The sequence below is a fragment of the Delftia acidovorans NBRC 14950 genome (assembly GCF_001598795.1).
Classification (GTDB): Bacteria; Pseudomonadota; Gammaproteobacteria; order Burkholderiales; family Burkholderiaceae_C; genus Comamonas; species Comamonas acidovorans.
Map to the genome: position 1 here is coordinate 1 of NZ_BCZP01000049.1, position 17,828 is coordinate 17,828.

Annotated in this window: 13 protein-coding genes; 9 read left to right on the forward strand and 4 right to left on the reverse strand. The window is 68.7% G+C overall.

The annotated features are described in order from the left end of the window. A partial coding sequence (locus tag DA1_RS28695) for a hypothetical protein (protein ID WP_255288217.1) occupies positions 1-359 on the reverse strand: 359 nt, incomplete at its 3' end. Positions 360-828: 469 nt separating this feature from the next. On the opposite strand from DA1_RS28695, the gene DA1_RS28700 reads away from it, so the two are divergent. Beyond that, the gene (locus tag DA1_RS28700) at positions 829-1,230 is read left to right on the forward strand and encodes a hypothetical protein (RefSeq protein WP_230590737.1); all 402 of its coding nucleotides are present in this window, start codon (positions 829-831) and stop codon (positions 1,228-1,230) included. Between the two features lie 177 nt (positions 1,231-1,407). Further along, complete coding sequence (locus DA1_RS28705) at positions 1,408-4,284, forward strand: aconitate hydratase (protein WP_034391505.1); 2,877 nt, start codon at positions 1,408-1,410, stop codon at positions 4,282-4,284. Positions 4,285-4,426: 142 nt separating this feature from the next. On the opposite strand, the gene DA1_RS28710 is transcribed toward DA1_RS28705, so the two are convergent. Next, positions 4,427-5,326, reverse strand: a complete 900-nt coding sequence (locus DA1_RS28710; protein ID WP_013803426.1) for a LysR substrate-binding domain-containing protein — start codon at positions 5,324-5,326, stop codon at positions 4,427-4,429. Positions 5,327-5,462: 136 nt separating this feature from the next. On the opposite strand from DA1_RS28710, the gene DA1_RS28715 reads away from it, so the two are divergent. The 3 genes from DA1_RS28715 (at position 5,463) to DA1_RS28725 (ending at position 9,381) form a co-directional block, all read left to right on the forward strand. Then, complete coding sequence (locus DA1_RS28715; protein WP_034391507.1) at positions 5,463-7,166, forward strand: acyl-CoA dehydrogenase family protein; 1,704 nt, start codon at positions 5,463-5,465, stop codon at positions 7,164-7,166. A gap of 75 nt (positions 7,167-7,241) precedes the next feature. Continuing rightward, entirely contained in the window at positions 7,242-8,246 is a 1,005-nt protein-coding gene (locus DA1_RS28720) for a Bug family tripartite tricarboxylate transporter substrate binding protein (RefSeq protein WP_034391509.1), read from the forward strand. Between the two features lie 13 nt (positions 8,247-8,259). Beyond that, positions 8,260-9,381 (forward strand): CaiB/BaiF CoA transferase family protein, encoded by a 1,122-nt coding sequence (locus DA1_RS28725; protein WP_034391511.1) that lies wholly within the window; start codon positions 8,260-8,262, stop codon positions 9,379-9,381. 14 nt (positions 9,382-9,395) lie between these two features. On the opposite strand, the gene DA1_RS28730 is transcribed toward DA1_RS28725, so the two are convergent. Both DA1_RS28730 and DA1_RS28735 read right to left on the reverse strand, forming a co-directional pair. Then, positions 9,396-11,051 carry a GDYXXLXY domain-containing protein gene (locus DA1_RS28730; protein WP_034391513.1) on the reverse strand — a complete coding sequence of 552 codons (1,656 nt, stop codon included), beginning with the start codon at positions 11,049-11,051 and terminating at the stop codon, positions 9,396-9,398. Further along, on the reverse strand, positions 11,048-12,019 hold the full coding sequence (locus DA1_RS28735) for a DUF2157 domain-containing protein (RefSeq protein WP_034398293.1): 972 nt from the start codon (positions 12,017-12,019) through the stop codon (positions 11,048-11,050). The genes DA1_RS28730 and DA1_RS28735 overlap by 4 nt, the downstream gene beginning before the upstream one ends. Positions 12,020-12,287: 268 nt before the next feature. On the opposite strand from DA1_RS28735, the gene DA1_RS28740 reads away from it, so the two are divergent. From DA1_RS28740 to DA1_RS28755, 4 genes are all read left to right on the forward strand, one after another. Further along, the gene (locus tag DA1_RS28740) at positions 12,288-12,821 is read left to right on the forward strand and encodes a hypothetical protein (RefSeq protein WP_012204368.1); all 534 of its coding nucleotides are present in this window, start codon (positions 12,288-12,290) and stop codon (positions 12,819-12,821) included. Between the two features lie 136 nt (positions 12,822-12,957). Beyond that, positions 12,958-14,427: a cytochrome c oxidase accessory protein CcoG gene (gene ccoG, locus DA1_RS28745; protein ID WP_051940588.1), complete on the forward strand. Its 1,470-nt coding sequence runs from the start codon at positions 12,958-12,960 to the stop codon at positions 14,425-14,427. A gap of 245 nt (positions 14,428-14,672) precedes the next feature. Further along, complete coding sequence (ilvD, locus tag DA1_RS28750) at positions 14,673-16,523, forward strand: dihydroxy-acid dehydratase (protein ID WP_034391517.1); 1,851 nt, start codon at positions 14,673-14,675, stop codon at positions 16,521-16,523. An 81-nt stretch (positions 16,524-16,604) separates the two neighbouring features. Then, a complete protein-coding gene (locus DA1_RS28755) occupies positions 16,605-17,597 on the forward strand; it encodes a Bug family tripartite tricarboxylate transporter substrate binding protein (protein ID WP_012204371.1) in 993 nt (330 codons plus the stop codon). The last annotated feature ends 231 nt before the right edge of the window (positions 17,598-17,828 follow it).

Sequence of the window (17,828 nt, forward strand, 5' to 3'; positions counted from 1 at the left end):
TTCGGCAGGACTGCAACCCCGCAGGCGGCCCGACGCAGGCGCTGATATACGGGGAGTGGGCTCGGGCCTTTGCTGCGCTCGGCCCGGTTCAGGGGGGCGCTGCTTTTGACGTAGTGGGAGCAGCCCACGGCGACGACTTCGCCGCTGGTTTCGCTGGCCAGCATGTCGGCGCTGCTGCGGATGGTGCGCAGGGCGCTGGCGAGCACGTCCAGGCGGTTGCTGGTTTCGGGCGTTTTCAGCCACAGCAGGACCATGCGGGAGAGCGCCGAGATTTCGGCACAGCCTTGCTGCACCAGGCGGTCCACCTCGGTCACGACCTGGGTGAAATGCTCGGCGCCTGGTGGGGGTCTGGGTGTCATGGCTCGGCTCTCCGTGCAAAGGTGAGGCGGGCCATCGAGATGGATGCGATGTACATGGTTCCGTGCTCCTATTCGAGACTGAACCACCAGGCCGGGTTTTCAAGCACAGCAATGGTGGACGGGATGTTGAAAACACGAGAATAGTCGTGCGGGCAGCCTTGCGGTGAGCCCCATCCCGTCCCAAACAGTTCGGATGCAGGCAAGCGCCCACGATCCAAGCAAATCAGACGTGACAAGGCCTCGCTATCGGGGAGGCCGCTCCGCTATTCTTCAAAGGTGTTTTCAAGCACCGGCCCCTTAACAGGGGGCTGGTGCGGATTGTGGCATAGCGACTGGAGTTGCTCCAGCGGGGCTGGTATGACCTGGCAGGTCATCGACTCGGGGGTGGTGGCGGCGGAGCATCGGTGGGGCCGGCTTGCGAGGTGCATGCCCGGCAATCCACAAGGAGTGCTGATGCCGATGTTTTCCCATGCCCGTTTCCTGCCCCGCACCCTGTGCCGACGCCATCTGCTGCGCCGCGGCCGGTGCGGTGCAGCTGGCCTTTGCGCAGCCGCTGGCCGTTGTCACGGGCTTGCCGCAGGCGCTGCTGCTGGGCACGGGGTGCTTCTTGCTGGCCTGGGCCTGCGTGGCGGGCTGGGGCGCGTGCCGCATGCCGCGCAGCAGGGGGCTGGTGGCGCTTGCCGTGTTCGGCAACTTCGGCTGGGCCCTGGCATGCGGGGTGGTGCTGTACAGCGGCGTGCTGGAGCCTGCGCCCGCAGGCTGGGCATGGGTGCTGGGCCAGGCGGCCATCGGCGTGGCGCTGGGCGATCTGCAGTGCGCGGGGTTGTGGCGCAGCAGGGCTTCGCTGGCCGGTTCGATGACAGCCCCGTGAAAGCCTGCCGCTTTTGCCGCGCGGACAGCGTTGTCCGCGTGTGACTATCGCCAATGGACCACAGCATCCGCGGGCACTTCTGGGCACAATGGAAATCAGAGTCTTGGTACATGCCCAGCAGCCCGGAAAAAGGCGGCGCGCATGTGCCTTCCCAGAGTTTCATCCAGGAGTCTCACGATGCGCCACGAATATGAAAACACCCTCAAGTCCTTTGCTGCGGCGGGGGGCAAGAAGGGCAAGTTCTTCTCCCTGCCTGAACTGGCAAGGCAATATCCACAGGTCCGGCGATTGCCCGTGTCGCTGCGCATCGTGCTGGAGTCCGTGCTGCGCAACTGCGATGGCAACAAGGTGACGCGCGAGCATGTGGAGCAACTGGCGAACTGGAAGCCCCAGGCCGAGCGCGTGGACGAGATCCCCTTCGTGGTATCGCGCGTGGTGCTGCAGGACTTCACGGGCGTGCCGCTGCTGGCCGACCTGGCCGCCATGCGCAGCACGGCCGCCAGACTGGGCAAGAAGCCCAAGTCCATCGAGCCGCTGGTGCCCGTGGACCTGGTGGTTGACCACTCCATCATGGTGGACTACTTCGGCACCAAGAAGGCGCTGGACCTGAACATGAAGCTGGAGTTCCAGCGCAACAAGGAGCGCTACCAGTTCATGAAGTGGGGCATGCAGGCCTTCGACACCTTCGGCGTGGTGCCGCCGGGCTTCGGCATCGTCCACCAGGTGAACCTGGAGTACCTGGCGCGCGGCGTGCACAAGACCAAGGACGGCGTGCACTACCCCGACACCCTGGTGGGCACGGACAGCCACACGACCATGATCAACGGCATCGGCGTGGTGGGCTGGGGCGTGGGCGGCATCGAGGCCGAGGCGGCCATGCTGGGCCAGCCCGTGTACTTCCTCACGCCCGATGTGGTGGGCTTCGAGCTGTCGGGCCAGCTGCGCGAGGGCGTGACGGCCACCGACCTGGTGCTGTCGGTGACCGAGATTCTGCGCCGCGAGAAGGTGGTGGGCAAGTTCGTGGAGTTCTTCGGCGAAGGCACGCGCAGCCTGGCGCTGCCCGACCGCGCCACCATCGGCAACATGGCGCCCGAGTACGGCGCCACCATGGGCTTTTTCCCCGTCGATGAAAAAACCATCGACTACTTCAAGGGCACGGGCCGCAGCAAGGCCGAGATCGAGGCCTTCGAGGGCTATTTCCGCGCACAGGAACTGTTCGGCGTGCCGGCCGCCGGCGAGATCGACTACTCGCATGTGGTGCGCCTGGACCTGGGCACGGTGGCGCCCAGCCTGGCCGGACCCAAGCGCCCGCAGGACCGCATCGAGCTGGGCAATGTGTCGTCCAAGTTCGATGAGCTGTTCAGCGCCCCTGCGGCGCACAACGGGTTCAACCAGCCGATCGAACGGCTGGGCCGGAGCTTTCGCGTAGGCGGTGGCGGCGAGGGCGAGGTGGCGCCCGAGACGCCGGCCCATCCGCCCGGCGCGCAGCGCTCGCTGGCCGAGATGGAGGCCAACAAGCCCAAGCTGGAGGCCGCCCACAGCGAGGCACCGGTCGATGCCCCCACGCCGCCCAAGCGCCTGAGCATCGCCAACGGCGACGTGCTGATTGCCGCCATCACCAGCTGCACCAACACCTCCAACCCCAGCGTGATGCTGGCCGCCGGCCTGCTGGCCAAGAAGGCGGTGAAGGCCGGGCTCACGGTGCAGCCGCACATCAAGACCTCTCTGGCGCCGGGCTCGCGCGTGGTGACCGAGTATTTGACGGAAGCCGGCCTGCTGCCCTACCTGGAAAAGCTGGGCTTTGCGCTGGCCGGCTACGGCTGCACCACCTGCATCGGCAACGCGGGCGACCTCACGCCGGAGCTCAACGAGGCCATCACCAGCAACGACCTGGTCTGCGCGGCCGTACTGTCGGGCAACCGCAACTTCGAGGCGCGCATCCACCCCAACATCAAGGCCAACTTCCTGGCCAGCCCGCCCCTGGTCGTGGCCTATGCCATTGCCGGCACGGTGCGCCGCGACCTGATGACCGAGCCCGTGGGCCAGGGCAAGAACGGCCGTGACATCTACCTGGGCGACATCTGGCCGACCAGCGAAGAGATCCATGCGCTGATGAAGTACGCCATGAACGGCAAGGCCTTCCGCGAGAACTACGAGAAGGTGCGCTCCGAGCCCGGCAAGCTCTGGGAAAAGATCCACGGCGTGACGGGCGCCACCTATACCTGGCCCGAGAGTACCTACATTGCCGAGCCGCCGTTCTTCGACGGCTTCCGGCTTGAGCTGGAAGCGCCCGCCGCCGGCGCCGAAGGCTCCAACCCCTACATGGTGCACGGCGCGCGCGTGATGGCGCTGTTCGGCGACTCCATCACCACCGACCACATCTCGCCGGCCGGCTCCATCAAGGAAAGCTCGCCCGCAGGCCAGTGGCTGCTGGCCCACGGCGTGCAAAAGGCCGACTTCAACAGCTACGGCTCGCGGCGCGGCAACCATGAGGTGATGATGCGCGGCACCTTTGCCAACGTGCGCATCAAGAACCTGATGATTCCGGCGCAGGCCGATGGCTCGCGCGAGGAGGGCGGCCTGACGCTGTACCGCGACGGCACGGGCCAGGTCACCAAGATGCCCATCTACGACGCGGCCATGAAGTACCAGGCCGAAGGCCGCGCCACCGTGATCTTCGCGGGCGAGGAATACGGCACGGGATCGAGCCGCGACTGGGCCGCCAAGGGCACGCAGCTGTTGGGCATCAAGGCCGTGGTGGCGCGCAGCTTCGAGCGCATCCACCGCTCCAACCTGGTGGGCATGGGCGTGCTGCCGCTGCAGTTCCTGGGCACGGACAGCTGGCAGACCCTGGGCCTGACGGGCGAGGAGTTCGTGGAAGTGATTCCCGCCGCCGACCTGGCACCGCAAAGCGAGGCCCAGCTGGTGATCACGCGTGCCGATGGCAGCAAGCAGACAGTGGTGGTCAAGCTGCGCATCGACACGCCCATCGAGGTGGACTACTACCGGCACGGCGGCATCCTGCCGTACGTTCTCAGGCAGCTCCTTGAATGAAGTTGGAAACCCCCTGAGCCGCTATGCGGCTTCCCCCTGGAAGGGGGACGACACCCTGGCGGCGGGGCGGCCCTTGCTCGGTGTCCCTCGCTTTTGGGCCACGCCAGTTTTGGACATAGTGAACTGAGCAAGGGTGTGGCGTTTAGGGCTGCTGTCCCAGCCTGCCCACGCTGTCGCGCAGATGGGCCAGCAGCGATTCGACCAGGGGCTGCACATGGCCCGGGTGCCACATGGCCTGCATCTGCGACTGCGGGTGCCGGCCCTGGATGGGCACGAAGGCCAGCCCCGGAAAGCCCACGCGCTGCAGGCAGGACGGAACCAGGGACACGCCCTGGCCCAGCGACACCATGGACAGCACCGACAGCCAGTGCCGCACCTCGTGGTGCAGGTCGGGCGTGAAGCCCTCGCTCTGGCAGATCTGCCAGATCTGCTGGTGGTAGTCGGGCGAGACCTGGCGCGAGAACAGCACCATGCGCTCGCCCGCCAGCTGGCGCACCTGCAGCGTGCGCTGGCCGGCCAGCGCATGGCCTGCGGGCAGGCAGGCCATGAAGGGCTCGCTCACCAGGGTGTGTGATTGCAGGCCGGGCGCGGGGCGCGTGGCGTGCAGCAGGCCCAGGTCCAGCCGCTCCTGCTGCAGGGAGGCGATCTGCTCGGCGCTGTTGAGCTCCAGCATGTCGATGCGCACCAGCGGGTGCCGGGCGCGAAAGCTCTCCAGCGCCTCGGGCAGCCCGCGGTAGATGGCCGAACCCACAAAGCCCAGCCGGATGCGGCCCTGCACGCCGTCGGCGATGGCGCGCATGTCCTGACGCACGCGCTGGGCCTGTTCCATGATGTCCTGGGCCTGCACGCGCAGGTGCTTGCCGGCGGCCGTGAGCCGCACCTCCTTGCTGGTGCGCTCGAACAGCTGGGCGCCCAACTCTTCCTCCAGCTGGCGGATGGCCACGCTCAGCGGCGGCTGGGAGATGGACAGGCGCTGGGCTGCGCGGCTGAAGTGCAGCTCCTCGGCCAGCACCAGAAAGTACCTCAGTTGTCTCAGCTCCATGGTGTTCTATCCGGTTTGACTATTGATCAATACGTTATCGATATTTGACTCGAATAGGACTGTTTCCAAGAATGGGGGCATCCCCAAGACCCGGAGCCCATGCGCCCGGGCCCGGTTCCCGCACAGGAGACAGACCATGAAACCCGAACCGCAGGCGCTGGCCGCCATGCAGTCTTCCCCCGCCCAGCCTTTCCAGGCCGTGCCCGACCGCCACGGCAGCAACCTGTACACCACCGATTCGCAGTTGCAGCCGCTGCTGGCGCTGTACCTGCCGCCTGAGGTGAACGCGCACCTGCAGCCCCATCTGGAGCGCATGGGCGCCCTGGCCGGCCGCGAGATCGATGAATGGGCACTGACCGCCGACCGCAACCCGCCCGAGCTGGAGCACCGTGACCGCACAGGGCGCGATGCGCAGCGCATCGTCAAGCACCCGGCCTATGTGGAGATGGAGCGCATTGCCTATGGCGAGTTCGGCCTGGCCGTCATGTCACACCGCACGGGCGTACTGGGCTGGGATGGCAAGCTGCCGCCGCTGGCCAAGTACGCGCTGACCTATCTGTTCGTGCAGGCCGAGTTCGGCCTGTGCTGCCCGCTGTCCATGACGGACTCGCTGGCGCGCACGCTGCGCAAGTACGGCGAGCCGGCCCTGGTCGAGAAGTACTGGCCGCGCATGACGCAGCTGCGCTTCGAGGACCAGGCCCAGGGCGCCATGTTCATGACCGAGCAGGCGGCCGGCTCCGACATCTCCAACACCCAGACGCTGGCCCGCCCGGCCGCCGACGGCAGCTGGCGCCTGTCGGGCGACAAGTGGTTCTGCTCCAACCCCGATGCCGACTTCGCCATGGTGCTGGCGCGCGTGGAGGGCGCGCCCGCGGGCATGAAGGGCATCTCGCTGTTCCTGCTGCCGCGCCGGCTGGACGATGGCTCGGCCAACCACTACCGCATCGTGCGCCTCAAGCACAAGCTGGGCACGCGCTCCATGGCCAGCGGCGAGATCGTGCTCGACGGCGCCGTCGCCTACCTGGTGGGCGAGCAGGGCCGGGGCTTTGTGCAGATGGCCGACATGGTGAACAACTCGCGCCTGTCCAACGGCGTGCGCTCGGCCGGGCTGATGCGCCGCGCCGTGGCCGAGGCCGAGTACGTGGCGCGCGAGCGCCGCGCCTTCGGCAAGGCCCTGCAGGACATGCCGCTGATGCAACGCCAGCTCGACAAGCTGCGCATCTACTCCGAGCAGGCCCGCACCATGGTGCTGCAGACGGCCCAGGCGCTGCAGCGTTCGGACGCAGGCGAAGACGGCGCCTACGCGCTGCTGCGCATCCTCACGCCCATGATCAAGTTCCGCGCCTGCCGCGATGCGCGCAAGGTCACGGGCGACGCCATGGAAGTGCGCGGCGGATGCGGCTACATCGAGGAATGGAGCGATCCGCGCCTGGTGCGCGACTCCCACCTGGGATCGATCTGGGAAGGCACCAGCAACATCGTGGCGCTGGACGTGATCCGCGCCATCAAGCGCGAAGGCTCGCTGCCCGTGCTGCGCGACCACGCGGCCCAGCTGCTGGCCCAGACCGAGGCGGCCACGGACTTCAAGGCCGCGCTGTCGGCCAGCATGGACAAGGCTGCGGCCCTGGCCCTGCGCGCGGCCGAGGAGGGCGGTGACCGCCTGGCGCGCGCCGCCGCCTCGGGCCTGTACCACTGCTTCACGGCCACGGCCATGGCCTGGGAGGCCTCGTGCACACGCAGTGCCGAACGCATGCGCTGGGCCCAGCTGGTGCTGCTGCACCGCGTGCTGCCGCGCGACCCGCTGGCGGCAGGCGACCTGCCCGAAGGCTGGACACGCTGAGCCCATCGACCGCACCGACCCAGAACACACATCCCGTCCACAGGGATGACCGCACAAGTACCGGAGACAAACACCATGCCTTGCACTGACCCGAAGCCGTCCTTCCAGAAACGCCGATTCCTGTGGGCCTGTGCGCTCGCCGCCACCGCCGCGCTGCCGGCCGCCGCCCTGGCCGAACGCTTTCCCGAGCGGCCCATCAGCTTCGTCGTTCCCTTCCCGCCCGGCGGGCCCACGGACGCCATGGCCCGCACGCTGGCGATATCGCTGACCGAGACGCTGGGCCAGAGCGTGATCGTGGAGAACAAGGCCGGTGCGGGCGGCAACATCGGCGCCGACTTCGTGGCCCGCGCCAGGCCCGACGGCTACACCATCATGTTCGGCACCTCGGGGCCGCTGGCCATCAACAAGCACCTGTACCGCAAGATCAACTACGACCCGCAGACCAGCTTCGCGCCCATCATCCGCGTGGGCCACCTGCCCAACGTGCTGGTGGTCAACCCAGCGACCAAGGCCACCACCGTGCAGGAGCTGATTGCGCAGGACAAGGCCAAGCCGGGCAGCCTGGACTATGCGTCCTCGGGCAATGGTGCCTCGTCGCACCTGGCGGGCGTGCTGTTCAACAAGATGGCCGGCACCTCGCTGCAGCACATCCCCTACAAGGGCACGGGGCCCGCGCTCAATGACCTGCTGGCGGGGCAGGTGAACATGACCTTCACCGACATCCTCACCGCCATGCCCTACATCAAGGCCGGCAAGTTCAAGGCCATTGGCGTGGCCACGGAAAAGCGCTCCCAGGCCATGCCCGACATCCCCACCATCGCCGAGCAGGGCCTGCCCGGCTACGACGTGAGCGTGTTCTTCGGCGTGGTGGCACCGGCCGGCACGCCGGCCGACCGCATCGAGACGCTGAACGCGGCGTTCCGCAAGGCCCTGAGCAGCGAGCGCATCCGCAAGACCTTTGCCGACCAGGGGCTGGAGCCGGCATCGGATCTGTCGCCAGCGGGGCTGTCGACCTTCATCGCGCAGGAGGTCACGAAATGGAAGGCCGTGGTCGATGCCTCCGGCGCGAAGCTCGACTGACGAGAGTATCCCCATGAACACAAATCAACGCGCGGGAGCGCTCCAGGGCATCCGTGTCCTCGACCTCTCCCGCATTCTTGGTGGCCCGCTGTGCGGCCAGATCCTGGGCGACCACGGCGCCGACGTGCTCAAGGTGGAGCCGCCGCAGGGCGACGATACGCGCGCCTGGGGGCCGCCGTTCCAGGACGGTGTGTCCTCCTACTACCGCGGCCTGAACCGCAACAAGCGGCTGCAGTTCCTGGACCTGTCCCAGCCCGAAGGCCAGCAGGCCGTGCTGGCGCTGATGGAGCAGGCCGACGTGGTGGTGGAGAACTTCAAGATCGGCACCATGGAGAAATGGGGCATTGGCTGGGAGCAGGTGCGCGAGCGCTTTCCGCGCCTCATCTGGTGCCGCGTCAGCGGCTTCGGCGCCGATGGCCCGCTGGGCGCCTGGCCCGGCTATGACGCGGCCATCCAGGCCATGACGGGGCTGATGAGCGTCAACGGCGAGGCTGGCGGCGATCCGCTGCGCGTGGGCCTGCCCGTGGTGGACATGGTCACGGGCATGAACGGTGTCATCGGCGTGCTGCTGGCGCTGCAGGAGCGCCAGCGCAGCGGCCTGGGCCAACTGGTCGATGTCTCGCTGTACGACAGCGGCATCTCGCTGCTGCACCCGCATGCGGGCAACTGGTTCATGAGCGGCAGGACGCCAGGGCGCTCGGGCAACGCCCATCCCAACATCTATCCCTACGACAGCTTTGCCACGGGCACCACGCCGGTCTTCTTGGCCGTGGGCAACGACCGCCAGTTCCGCCTGCTGTGCGAGCACCTGGGATGCCCGCAACTGGTGGCCGACGAGCGCTTTGCCACGGCCGGCCAGCGTTCTCACCACCGCGATGCGCTCAAGCCGCTGCTGGAGCAGGCCTTGCAGGCCAGCGACGGCCCCGCGCTGGCCGATGCGCTGATGGCCATCGGCGTGCCCGCCGCGCCTGTGCTGGGCGTGGATGCCGCGCTCAACCACCCGCATACCCTGCACCGCGAGATGGTGGTGGAGATGGAGGGCGGCTACCGGGGCCTGGGCGCGCCCGTCAAGCTCAGCCGCACGCCGGCCAGCTACCGGCATGCGCCGCTGGCCGAGGGCGACAGTTTCGAGTGAGTTGCGTGGTGCGCTCAGGGGACGATGGGGCGCAGTTGTGCGTCAGCCATGCCCACCAGCAGCGCACGCCCGTCGGGCTCCACGCGGAACTCGCCGTAGCGGGCCTGCTCCCAGCGCTGGCCATCGCCTTCGCGGAAGTACCAGGCATCCGTCACCAGCGTCCACCGGCCGCCGCGCGGGGTGAGTTCAAAGCGCTGCTCGCCGGGCGCCAGCGGCTCGCTGGCCGTGCCGGTGCGCAGCCACTGCACCACGCCCTGCTCATCGAGCTTGCCGATGGCGTAGAGGCGTCCGCCGCGCAGGTTCTCTTTCTCCACGTCCCTGTCCTCGGAAGGCAGGCGGAAGTTCAAACGCATGTAGTCGCCCTGCATCAGGGAGCGCGGGTCCACCGGCGCCAGTTCCACGAACACCTTGCGGCCCTGGGCGATGGTGCGTTCCTTCTGCGCAATACCGATATTGGCCACCGCCAGCGTGCAGGCCGCCGTCAGCACCACCAGCCACGGCGTCCAGCGCTGCAGGGGCACGGCGCCCGATGCGGCGGCGGTCTTCGCGCTGCCTGGCAGGGCTGTGGCGCGCGGCCCTGCCCAGGCCAGCAGGCCCAGCAAGGCGCCGCAGCCGGCCAGCACCATGGCCTTCGTCGCCAATGGCCAGGCCAGCTGGTAGTAGAAGCTGCCCACGATCCAGGCCGCAGCCAGGGCGGCCGCTGCGGCCTGCCGCCAGCGGCCGCTGGTGCCGGTCACCGCCAGCGCCAGCAGGCAGGCGCCCAGCCAGGGCAGAAAGGCACTCAGCACGGCCAGCACCACGGCAGCCACGGCGGCGCGCGGCTGCCGCAGCGTGGGCCATGCGCGCTGGGCGAACCAGGCGGCTGCCAGGGCCAGCACGGCCGAGCCGGCCTGCGTCAGAACGCCCATGGAGATGTTCGGGGCTGCTTCCTGCGCCAGCTCGCCCGCCAGGCCGCCGCCCAGCACGCCGGCCACCATGAAGCTCCTGCCGGACAGAAAGGCCAGGCCAGCCAGCACCGCCAGCAGCCAGCCCGTGGCAAAGGGCTCCAGCGCCGCCGCCATGCGGGTCTGTGCCGCAGACTGCCCCAGCGCGCGCCACTGGGCTGCCAGCAGCAGCATCCAGAGCAGCAGCGCCGCATGCACGATGACCCAGGTCGGCAGGCCTGCGTACAGGGTGGATGGATCGTTGTCCGGCCAGAGCATGGTGCAAAACAGCAGCGCGCAGGCGGCGCCCAGCAGCACGCGCAGCCAAGGCCTTGGAATGGCGGCCGTGCAGGCCAGCGCAATGGCCAGGCCTATCGCGCCCGCAGCCTGCCCCGACAGGTCGCGCGCCAGGCCAAAGCCCAGCAGGCCTGCGCCGGTCAGCATGGCCGGCAGGGCCAGCTGCTCCAGGAAGACGGGCAGCTCCTCGGCGCGCAGCACGGCCACGGCTGCGGCCAGCATCATGGCGCCGATCACATAGGTCCCGGCGCCGCGCTCTATCCAGTCGGACAGGGCAAACGCAAACAGAATCAGCAAGGGCAGAAGGGCCAGCCAGGCGCCCAGCGCCGTGAGCAGCACCACCGCCCAATGGCGGTCGTTGTCGGCAGGGCGGCGGTCCTGCAAGGCGGCAGGCGGCAGGATGCCCTGGTCCACGGCCTGGCGCAGCAGGGTGTCGTGTTCGTGGCTCATTGAAGGCCTCCTTCCGCGTTGCGTGACATTCGAAGCACCAGGCTGACCGTGGCCGCCAGCAGGCACGCAGCGCCCAGGCCGACGAGCAGCAGCATGCCCGTGAAGTCCGCCCCCAGTTTCTCCAGCAGCAGGTAGACCAGGCCGCACACCAGCAGCACGTTCAGGCCCAGCGCCGCACCGCTGAGCAAAAAGATATCGAAATGCCTGCGCAGGCCCGCCAGCGCCGCCGCGCCTGCCAGCAGCACCAGCCCCAGCGGGTACTGCGGCGCCACCGTGCTGTGGAACAGCCCGCTGATGGCTGTTGAGGTGATCATCGCCAGCGCCAGCGCGCCCGCGCCGCGCAAGGCCCACAGCCCCGCGCCCGTGAAGCGCCGCAGGGCCGGTGCCATGACCGCGGTGACGGCAAGGGCGGCGCCCAGGGCCACGGCATGCACGCCCAGGTCGCGCGACTCCACCTCCCAGAACTGCGGCGTATGGGCCTGCGCCCACAGCGCAATGCCCGTCATGGCAACCACCACCCAGGGCACCCAGACGCCATCGCTGCGCGCCGCCAGGGCCAGCGGCAGGGTCAGCGCTGCCCACAGCGCAAACAGCTGCCAGGGGTCCGCTCCCGTCTGGTAGGTCTGCCCGAAAAAGGCGAACAGCGCACCCGTGCCCAGCAGCGCCAGCACCGACAGCGGCACGCGCGCCGCCGCGCGCCATGCCGCGCCAAGACACATCACGAGCACAAAGCCCTGCAGCAGGGCAAAGCGCTGCATGCGGCCCATGCTCTCCCAATTGGCGGCAATCCACAGTACGATGCCCAGCCCGCCCAGCGCCGCGCCCAGCAAGGCCACCACGGGCCACAGGCGGGTTCTGAGCGCAGCCGGTTCCTGCTCGAATCCCGCCAGTGCAAACAGCTGCACGGCGGCCTTGCGGTCCAGGCCATGTTGGCGGACAAGGTCATGCAATAGGGGGCGCAGGTTCATGGTGCGGACGTTCCTTGGCTTGAAGAGTCGGATGCCCGACTGTGCCAGAACCTCGCGTGCATGGATGGCGGCGCAGGACGGCATTCCGGCGAGCCGTGGGAAGATCGCGGCCAGAGTCCTGCCATCCTCTTGCCATTGCTGCCTAGCCCAATCCTGCCGACATGCCTTTCCTGCCTGCCCCTTGCCCTGGTGCGCAAACGCACCAGCACCCGCACCCGCATCTGCATCTGCATCTGCATCCGCACCCACAACCTGCAAGGCAGGCGCGATGAAGCGCGGCGATGCGCTGGACGGGCAGATCGAGTGGCAGCCGGTCACCCGGCCTGCCGCCATCGCGCTGACGGCCTTTGCCGCCTGGATCATCTGGGGCCACTTCTTCAGCCAGGGTCACTGGCTGCTGCTGCTGGACAACGCCAACCTGGCACTGCACGAAGCCGGGCATCCGCTGGTGGCCCTGTTCTCGCAGCATCTCTCGGTCTACGGCGGCACGCTGTTCCAGCTGCTGTTCCCGGCCCTGTTCATGCGCCATTTCCACAGGCAGGGCCAGCGCACGGGCTGGATTGCCGCGCTGATGTGGCTGGGAGAGAGCCTCATGAACGTGGCCCACTACATGAAGGACGCGCGCGCCCAGGTGCTGCCGCTGGTGGGCGGGGGCGACCATGACTGGACGGAGATCTTCAGCCGCTGGGGCGTGCTCCAGGCCGATGTGCGCATCGGCACGCTGACGGCGCTGCTGGGGCTGTGCCTGGTGCTGTGGGGGCTGCGGCTTGCCGTTGCGGCGCTGCGCTCGCCGCAGGCCTGACCCGCCATCTGATACGGTCGAATCCGCTGCATCTGCTGCTACCGCCGGGGCAGGGCGCTGGGCATAGTCCAGGCAGTCCCCGGCAATTCATGACAAGCCCGCATCAAGGGCGCACCGGCCGGGGCGAAGGCCCCGCATGTCAGAACGACCGAAACCGCTTCCCGATGAAACCGCCGCAGCCCCCCGGCCGCGGCCCGCGCCACGCAAGGTGATTCCCATCACCGACGCCAGCGCGGATTCCCCGCTGTTCGAATCGCGCAGGAAGATCCAGCCGCGCTCCATCACGGGGCGCTTCACCCATTGGCGCTGGGCCATGGTCTGGCTCACGCAGCTGTTCTTCTATGGCATTCCCTGGCTGCAGATCCATGGCCGGCAGGCCCTGCTGTTCGACCTGGAGCAGCGGCGCTTCTACGTCTTCGGCTGGCTGCTGTATCCGCAGGACTTCATCTACCTGGCCGTGCTGCTCATCGTCTCGGCGCTGGCGCTGTTCCTGTTTACCACGGTGGCGGGACGGCTGTGGTGCGGCTTTTCCTGCCCGCAGACGGTCTACACCGAGCTGTTCATGTGGGTGGAGCGCCGGCTGGAGGGCGACCGCAGCGCGCGGCTGCGGCTGGACGGCAGCGGCTGGGGCGCGGAGAAGATCGCGCGGCGCGGCGGCAAGCATGCGCTGTGGCTGCTGATCTCGCTGTGGACGGGGCTGACCTTTGTCGGCTACTTCGTGCCCATCCGCAGCCTGCTGCCCGAGGTGCTGGCGCTGACCGGCGCATGGCAGATCTTCTGGGTGCTGTTCTATGCGCTGGCCACCTACGGCAACGCGGGCTTCCTGCGCGAGCAGGTCTGCAAGCACATGTGCCCCTATGCGCGCTTCCAGAGCGCCATGTTCGACAAGGACACCCTGGTCGTCACCTACGACACCGCACGCGGCGAATCGCGCGGCCCGCGCCACAAGGGGGTGGACTACCGGGCCCAGGGGCTTGGCGACTGCATCGACTGCACGCTGTGCGTGCAGGTCTGCCCGGTGGGTATCGACATACGCGACGGCCTGCAGTACGAGTGCATTGGCTGCGGCCTGTGCATCGACGCCTGCAACAGCGTCATGGACCGCATGCATTACCCGCGCGGGCTGATCCGCCTGTCCACGCAGAACGGCGTGGCCCGGGGCTGGCGCCAGAGCGAGCTGGTGCGCCGCATCTTCCGCCCGCGCGTGCTCATCTACGGCACGGCGCTGGTGGCCATCTCCACGGCCATGGTGGCCAGCCTGGCGCTGCGCACGCCGCTGAAGGTGGACGTGGTGCGCGACCGGGGCACGCTGTCGCGCATCGTGGCCGGCGGCCAGATCGAGAACATCTACCGCGTGCAGATCGGCAATGCCACGGAGCAGGACCAGCGCTATGTGCTGTCGGCCTCGGGCATCGAAGGCCTGCGCGTGGCTTCGGAGACCGAGGTGGACGTGGGCGCGGCCCAGGACCGCTGGGTCGTGGTGCGGCTGCAGGCGCCCTATGGCGCGGCCGGCCCTGGCTCGCACGGCGTGGAAATCACGGCCACGGCGGTGGGTGACCCGGCGCTTTCCAAGCAGGCGCACAGCACGTTTCTGGTGCCGCGCTGAAGGGCCGGTTGGATGGATTGATTCACGAGTACAGCGCAGTTGTTGTGCACGATGCCTGGTCCGCTGCAGCGCGGGCTGGCATCGGTTTTGAGGCCCCGGAAGTTTGTTCCGGGGCCTTTTTTTCCGTCCATCTGGCGCCGAAGGGCGGCCCCCCAGGCGACTCCCGGGCGACACGATCTGGTGTAAATGCTCATAGGGAAATCCGCAGACCCCGCTATGGTGGGCGGCTGTTTTCCGTGCCGCGTATGAACAAGAAACCTGCCTCCCCCGACAACGTCTTTTCCGAGTCCAGCGCCTCCGCATCGCTGACCGCCTCCACCACCACAGCCGGCACCACCAGCACCACCGGCAGCAGCCCGGCAGCGGCCACGCCCTTTCGCTCCGCCCTGATCCGCTCCGGCACCATCCGTGCCACCACGCGCAGCTTCCTGCATGCCCTGGGCCAGGACGACGAAGACATAGAGCGCCCGCACATCGGCGTGTTCCACACGGGCGGGGAGATGAGCCCCTGCAACCTCAACCTGCGCGACCAGGCCCAGCATGCCAAGACCGGCATCTATGCCGGGGGCGGTACGCCGCATGAATGCCCGGTGGTGTCGGTCAGCGACGGGCTGACCATGGCGCATTCGGGCATGCGGTTCTCGCTGGTCTCGCGCGAGCTGATCGCCGACAGCGTGGAGGCTTCGGTGCGCGGCCACCAGTGGGATGGCATCTTCGCCATCGGCGCCTGCGACAAGAACCTGCCGGGGCTGATGATGGGCATGGTGCGCTGCAATGTGCCCAGCGTCTTCGTGCATGGCGGCTCGGCCCTGCCGGGACAGGCGCCCGGCGTGCACGGGCGCGACCTGAACGTGGTCGATACCTACGAGACCATCGGCCAGGTGCTGGCCGGCACCGCCACGGCGCAGGACCTGGAGGCCATGAGCCGCGCCTGCCTGCCCACGGCCGGCGCCTGCGCAGGCCAGTTCACGGCCAACACCATGGGCATGGTGAGCGAGGCGCTGGGCCTGGCGCCCATCGGCTCCAGCATGGTGCCCGCCGTGTTCAGCGAGCGCGCACCGCTGATGCGCCGCGCCGCGCGCCAGCTCATGCAGGCCGTGCGGGCCAGCGCCGAAGGCGGCGGCCCGCTGCCGCGCGACATCATCACGCGCCGGGCGCTGGAGAATGCCTGCGCCGTGGTCAGCGCCACGGGCGGATCGACCAATGCCGCCCTGCACCTGCCGGCCATCGCGCACGAGGCCGGCATTCGCTTCCACCTGGACGACGTGGCCGAGATCTTCGCGCGCACGCCGCTGATCGCCGACCTGCGCCCCGGCGGGCGCTTCCTGGCGCGCGACGTGTACTACATCGGCGGCGCCGGCGTGATCCTGCGCACGCTGATGGAGCAGGGCTTTGTCCACGGCGATGCGCTCACCTTCACGGGCCGCACCCTGGCCGAAGAACTGGCCGATGCCGCGCCGCCCGATGGCGAGGTGGTGCGCACGCCCGGCAATCCCATCACGCGCGACGGTGGCCTGACCGTGCTCAAGGGCAACCTCTGCCCCGATGGCGCGTTGCTGAAGACGGCCGGCCTCAAGACCCTGGTGCACCGGGGCCCCGCGCGCGTCTTCGAGTCCGAGGAACAGGCCCAGGCCGCCGTGCAGGCCATGCAGTACGCGGCCGGCGATGTCATCGTCATCCGCAACGAAGGCCCGCGCGGCAGCCCCGGCATGCGCGAGATGCTGGGCATCACCGCGCTGCTGTATGGCCAGGGCATGGGCGACAAGGTGGCCCTGCTGACCGATGGGCGCTTCTCTGGTGCCACGCGCGGCCTGTGCATCGGCTACGCAGGCCCCGAGGCCGCCGACAACGGCCCCATTGCCGCGCTGCGCGACGGCGACCTCATTGCCATCGACGCCCGCGCCGATGCGCGCAGCATCACGGTGGAAATCGGCGAGGCCGAACTGGCCGCACGTCTGGAACAATCAGCCGCCGCGCGCCGCCAGGCCCCGCCGCTGGGCGGCGTGCTGGAAAAATACGCGCTCACCGTGCGCCCGGCCCACCAGGGCGCGGTCACGCATTCGGGCCAGGTGGTCTGGCTGCGCGACGACAGTTGAAGCCGCCGGGCTGGCACGCATTTCCCCCCGCTGTTCCCCCACTGTTTTTTCAGAGTTTCAATTTCAACCGGAGACATACGCATGAACATCGACCGCCGCCAATGGCTGGGCACCGCTGGAGCGGGTGCGCTGCTGGCCAGCCTGGGCCAGCAGGCCTGGGCGCAGGCCCAGGGCCCCATCGAGACCCTGAACATCATCACCGGCTTCGCGGCCGGAGGCACCTCGGACGCCATCTGCCGCCGCGTGGGCACCAAGCTGTCGGGCTATGCCAAGACCGCCGTGGTGGAAAACCGCACCGGCGCGGGCGGGCAGATCGCCATCAGCTACGTCAAGGGCCGGCCCGCAGACGGCGCCACCCTGCTGCAGACGCCCACGTCCATGCTGTCCATCTACCCGCACATCTACAAGAAGCTGCCCTATGACCCGGTGGCCGACCTGGCGCCAGTCACCGTGGGTTGCATCTTCGACTTCGGCTTTGCCGTCGGCCCCGCCGTGCCCGCCAGCGTGACCACCGTGCCCGAATTCTTCGCCTGGGCCAAGGCCAACCCAGCAGGCGCCAACTTCGGCTCGCCCGCGCCCGGCTCCACGCCGCACTTCATCGGCGCCCTGCTGGGCCAGCATGCCGGCGTGGACTTCAAGCACGCCGGCTACCGCGGCACCCAGCCGGCGCTGCTGGACATGCTGGGCGGCAACGTCTCTGCCGTCTGCGGCCCCGTGGGCGACATGCTGCAGCACCTGGCCGGCGGCAAGATGCGCATCCTGGGCGTCAGCGGCGCCAAGCGCAGCCGCTTCGCACCCCAGGTGCCCACGCTGGTGGAGCAGGGATACAAGGACATGGCGCACAGCGAATGGTTCGCCTTCTTCGTGCCTGCCAAGACCCCCGCCGAGACCGTGCAGCGCCTGAACGGCCACATGCGCAAGGCCCTGGCCACGCCCGACGTGGTGGACAGCCTAGCCACCTTCGGCCTGGACGCCCAATCCTCCACCCCCGCCGAACTGGCCGCGCTGCTGCAGTCCGAACTCGCCAAATGGGGCCCCATCGTCAAGCGCGTGGGATTCACAGCAGAGGGCTAAAAAGAACAAAACGGGCCGAGCGAAGCGAAGGCCCGAGCCAACTCCCCGTATGTCAGCGCCTGCGGCGTGGCGGTTGCGGGGTTGCAAGCCTGCCGAAGGACAGGCTTGCTTCGTGATCTGACTCGCCGTGATGTTTGAACGTAGCGCGCAGCGCGAAGAGAGTTTCACGGCGAACCCCGCAGCCGCCACGACGCAGGTTGCCCGCAGCGAAGCGGAGGGTCGCGGACATTC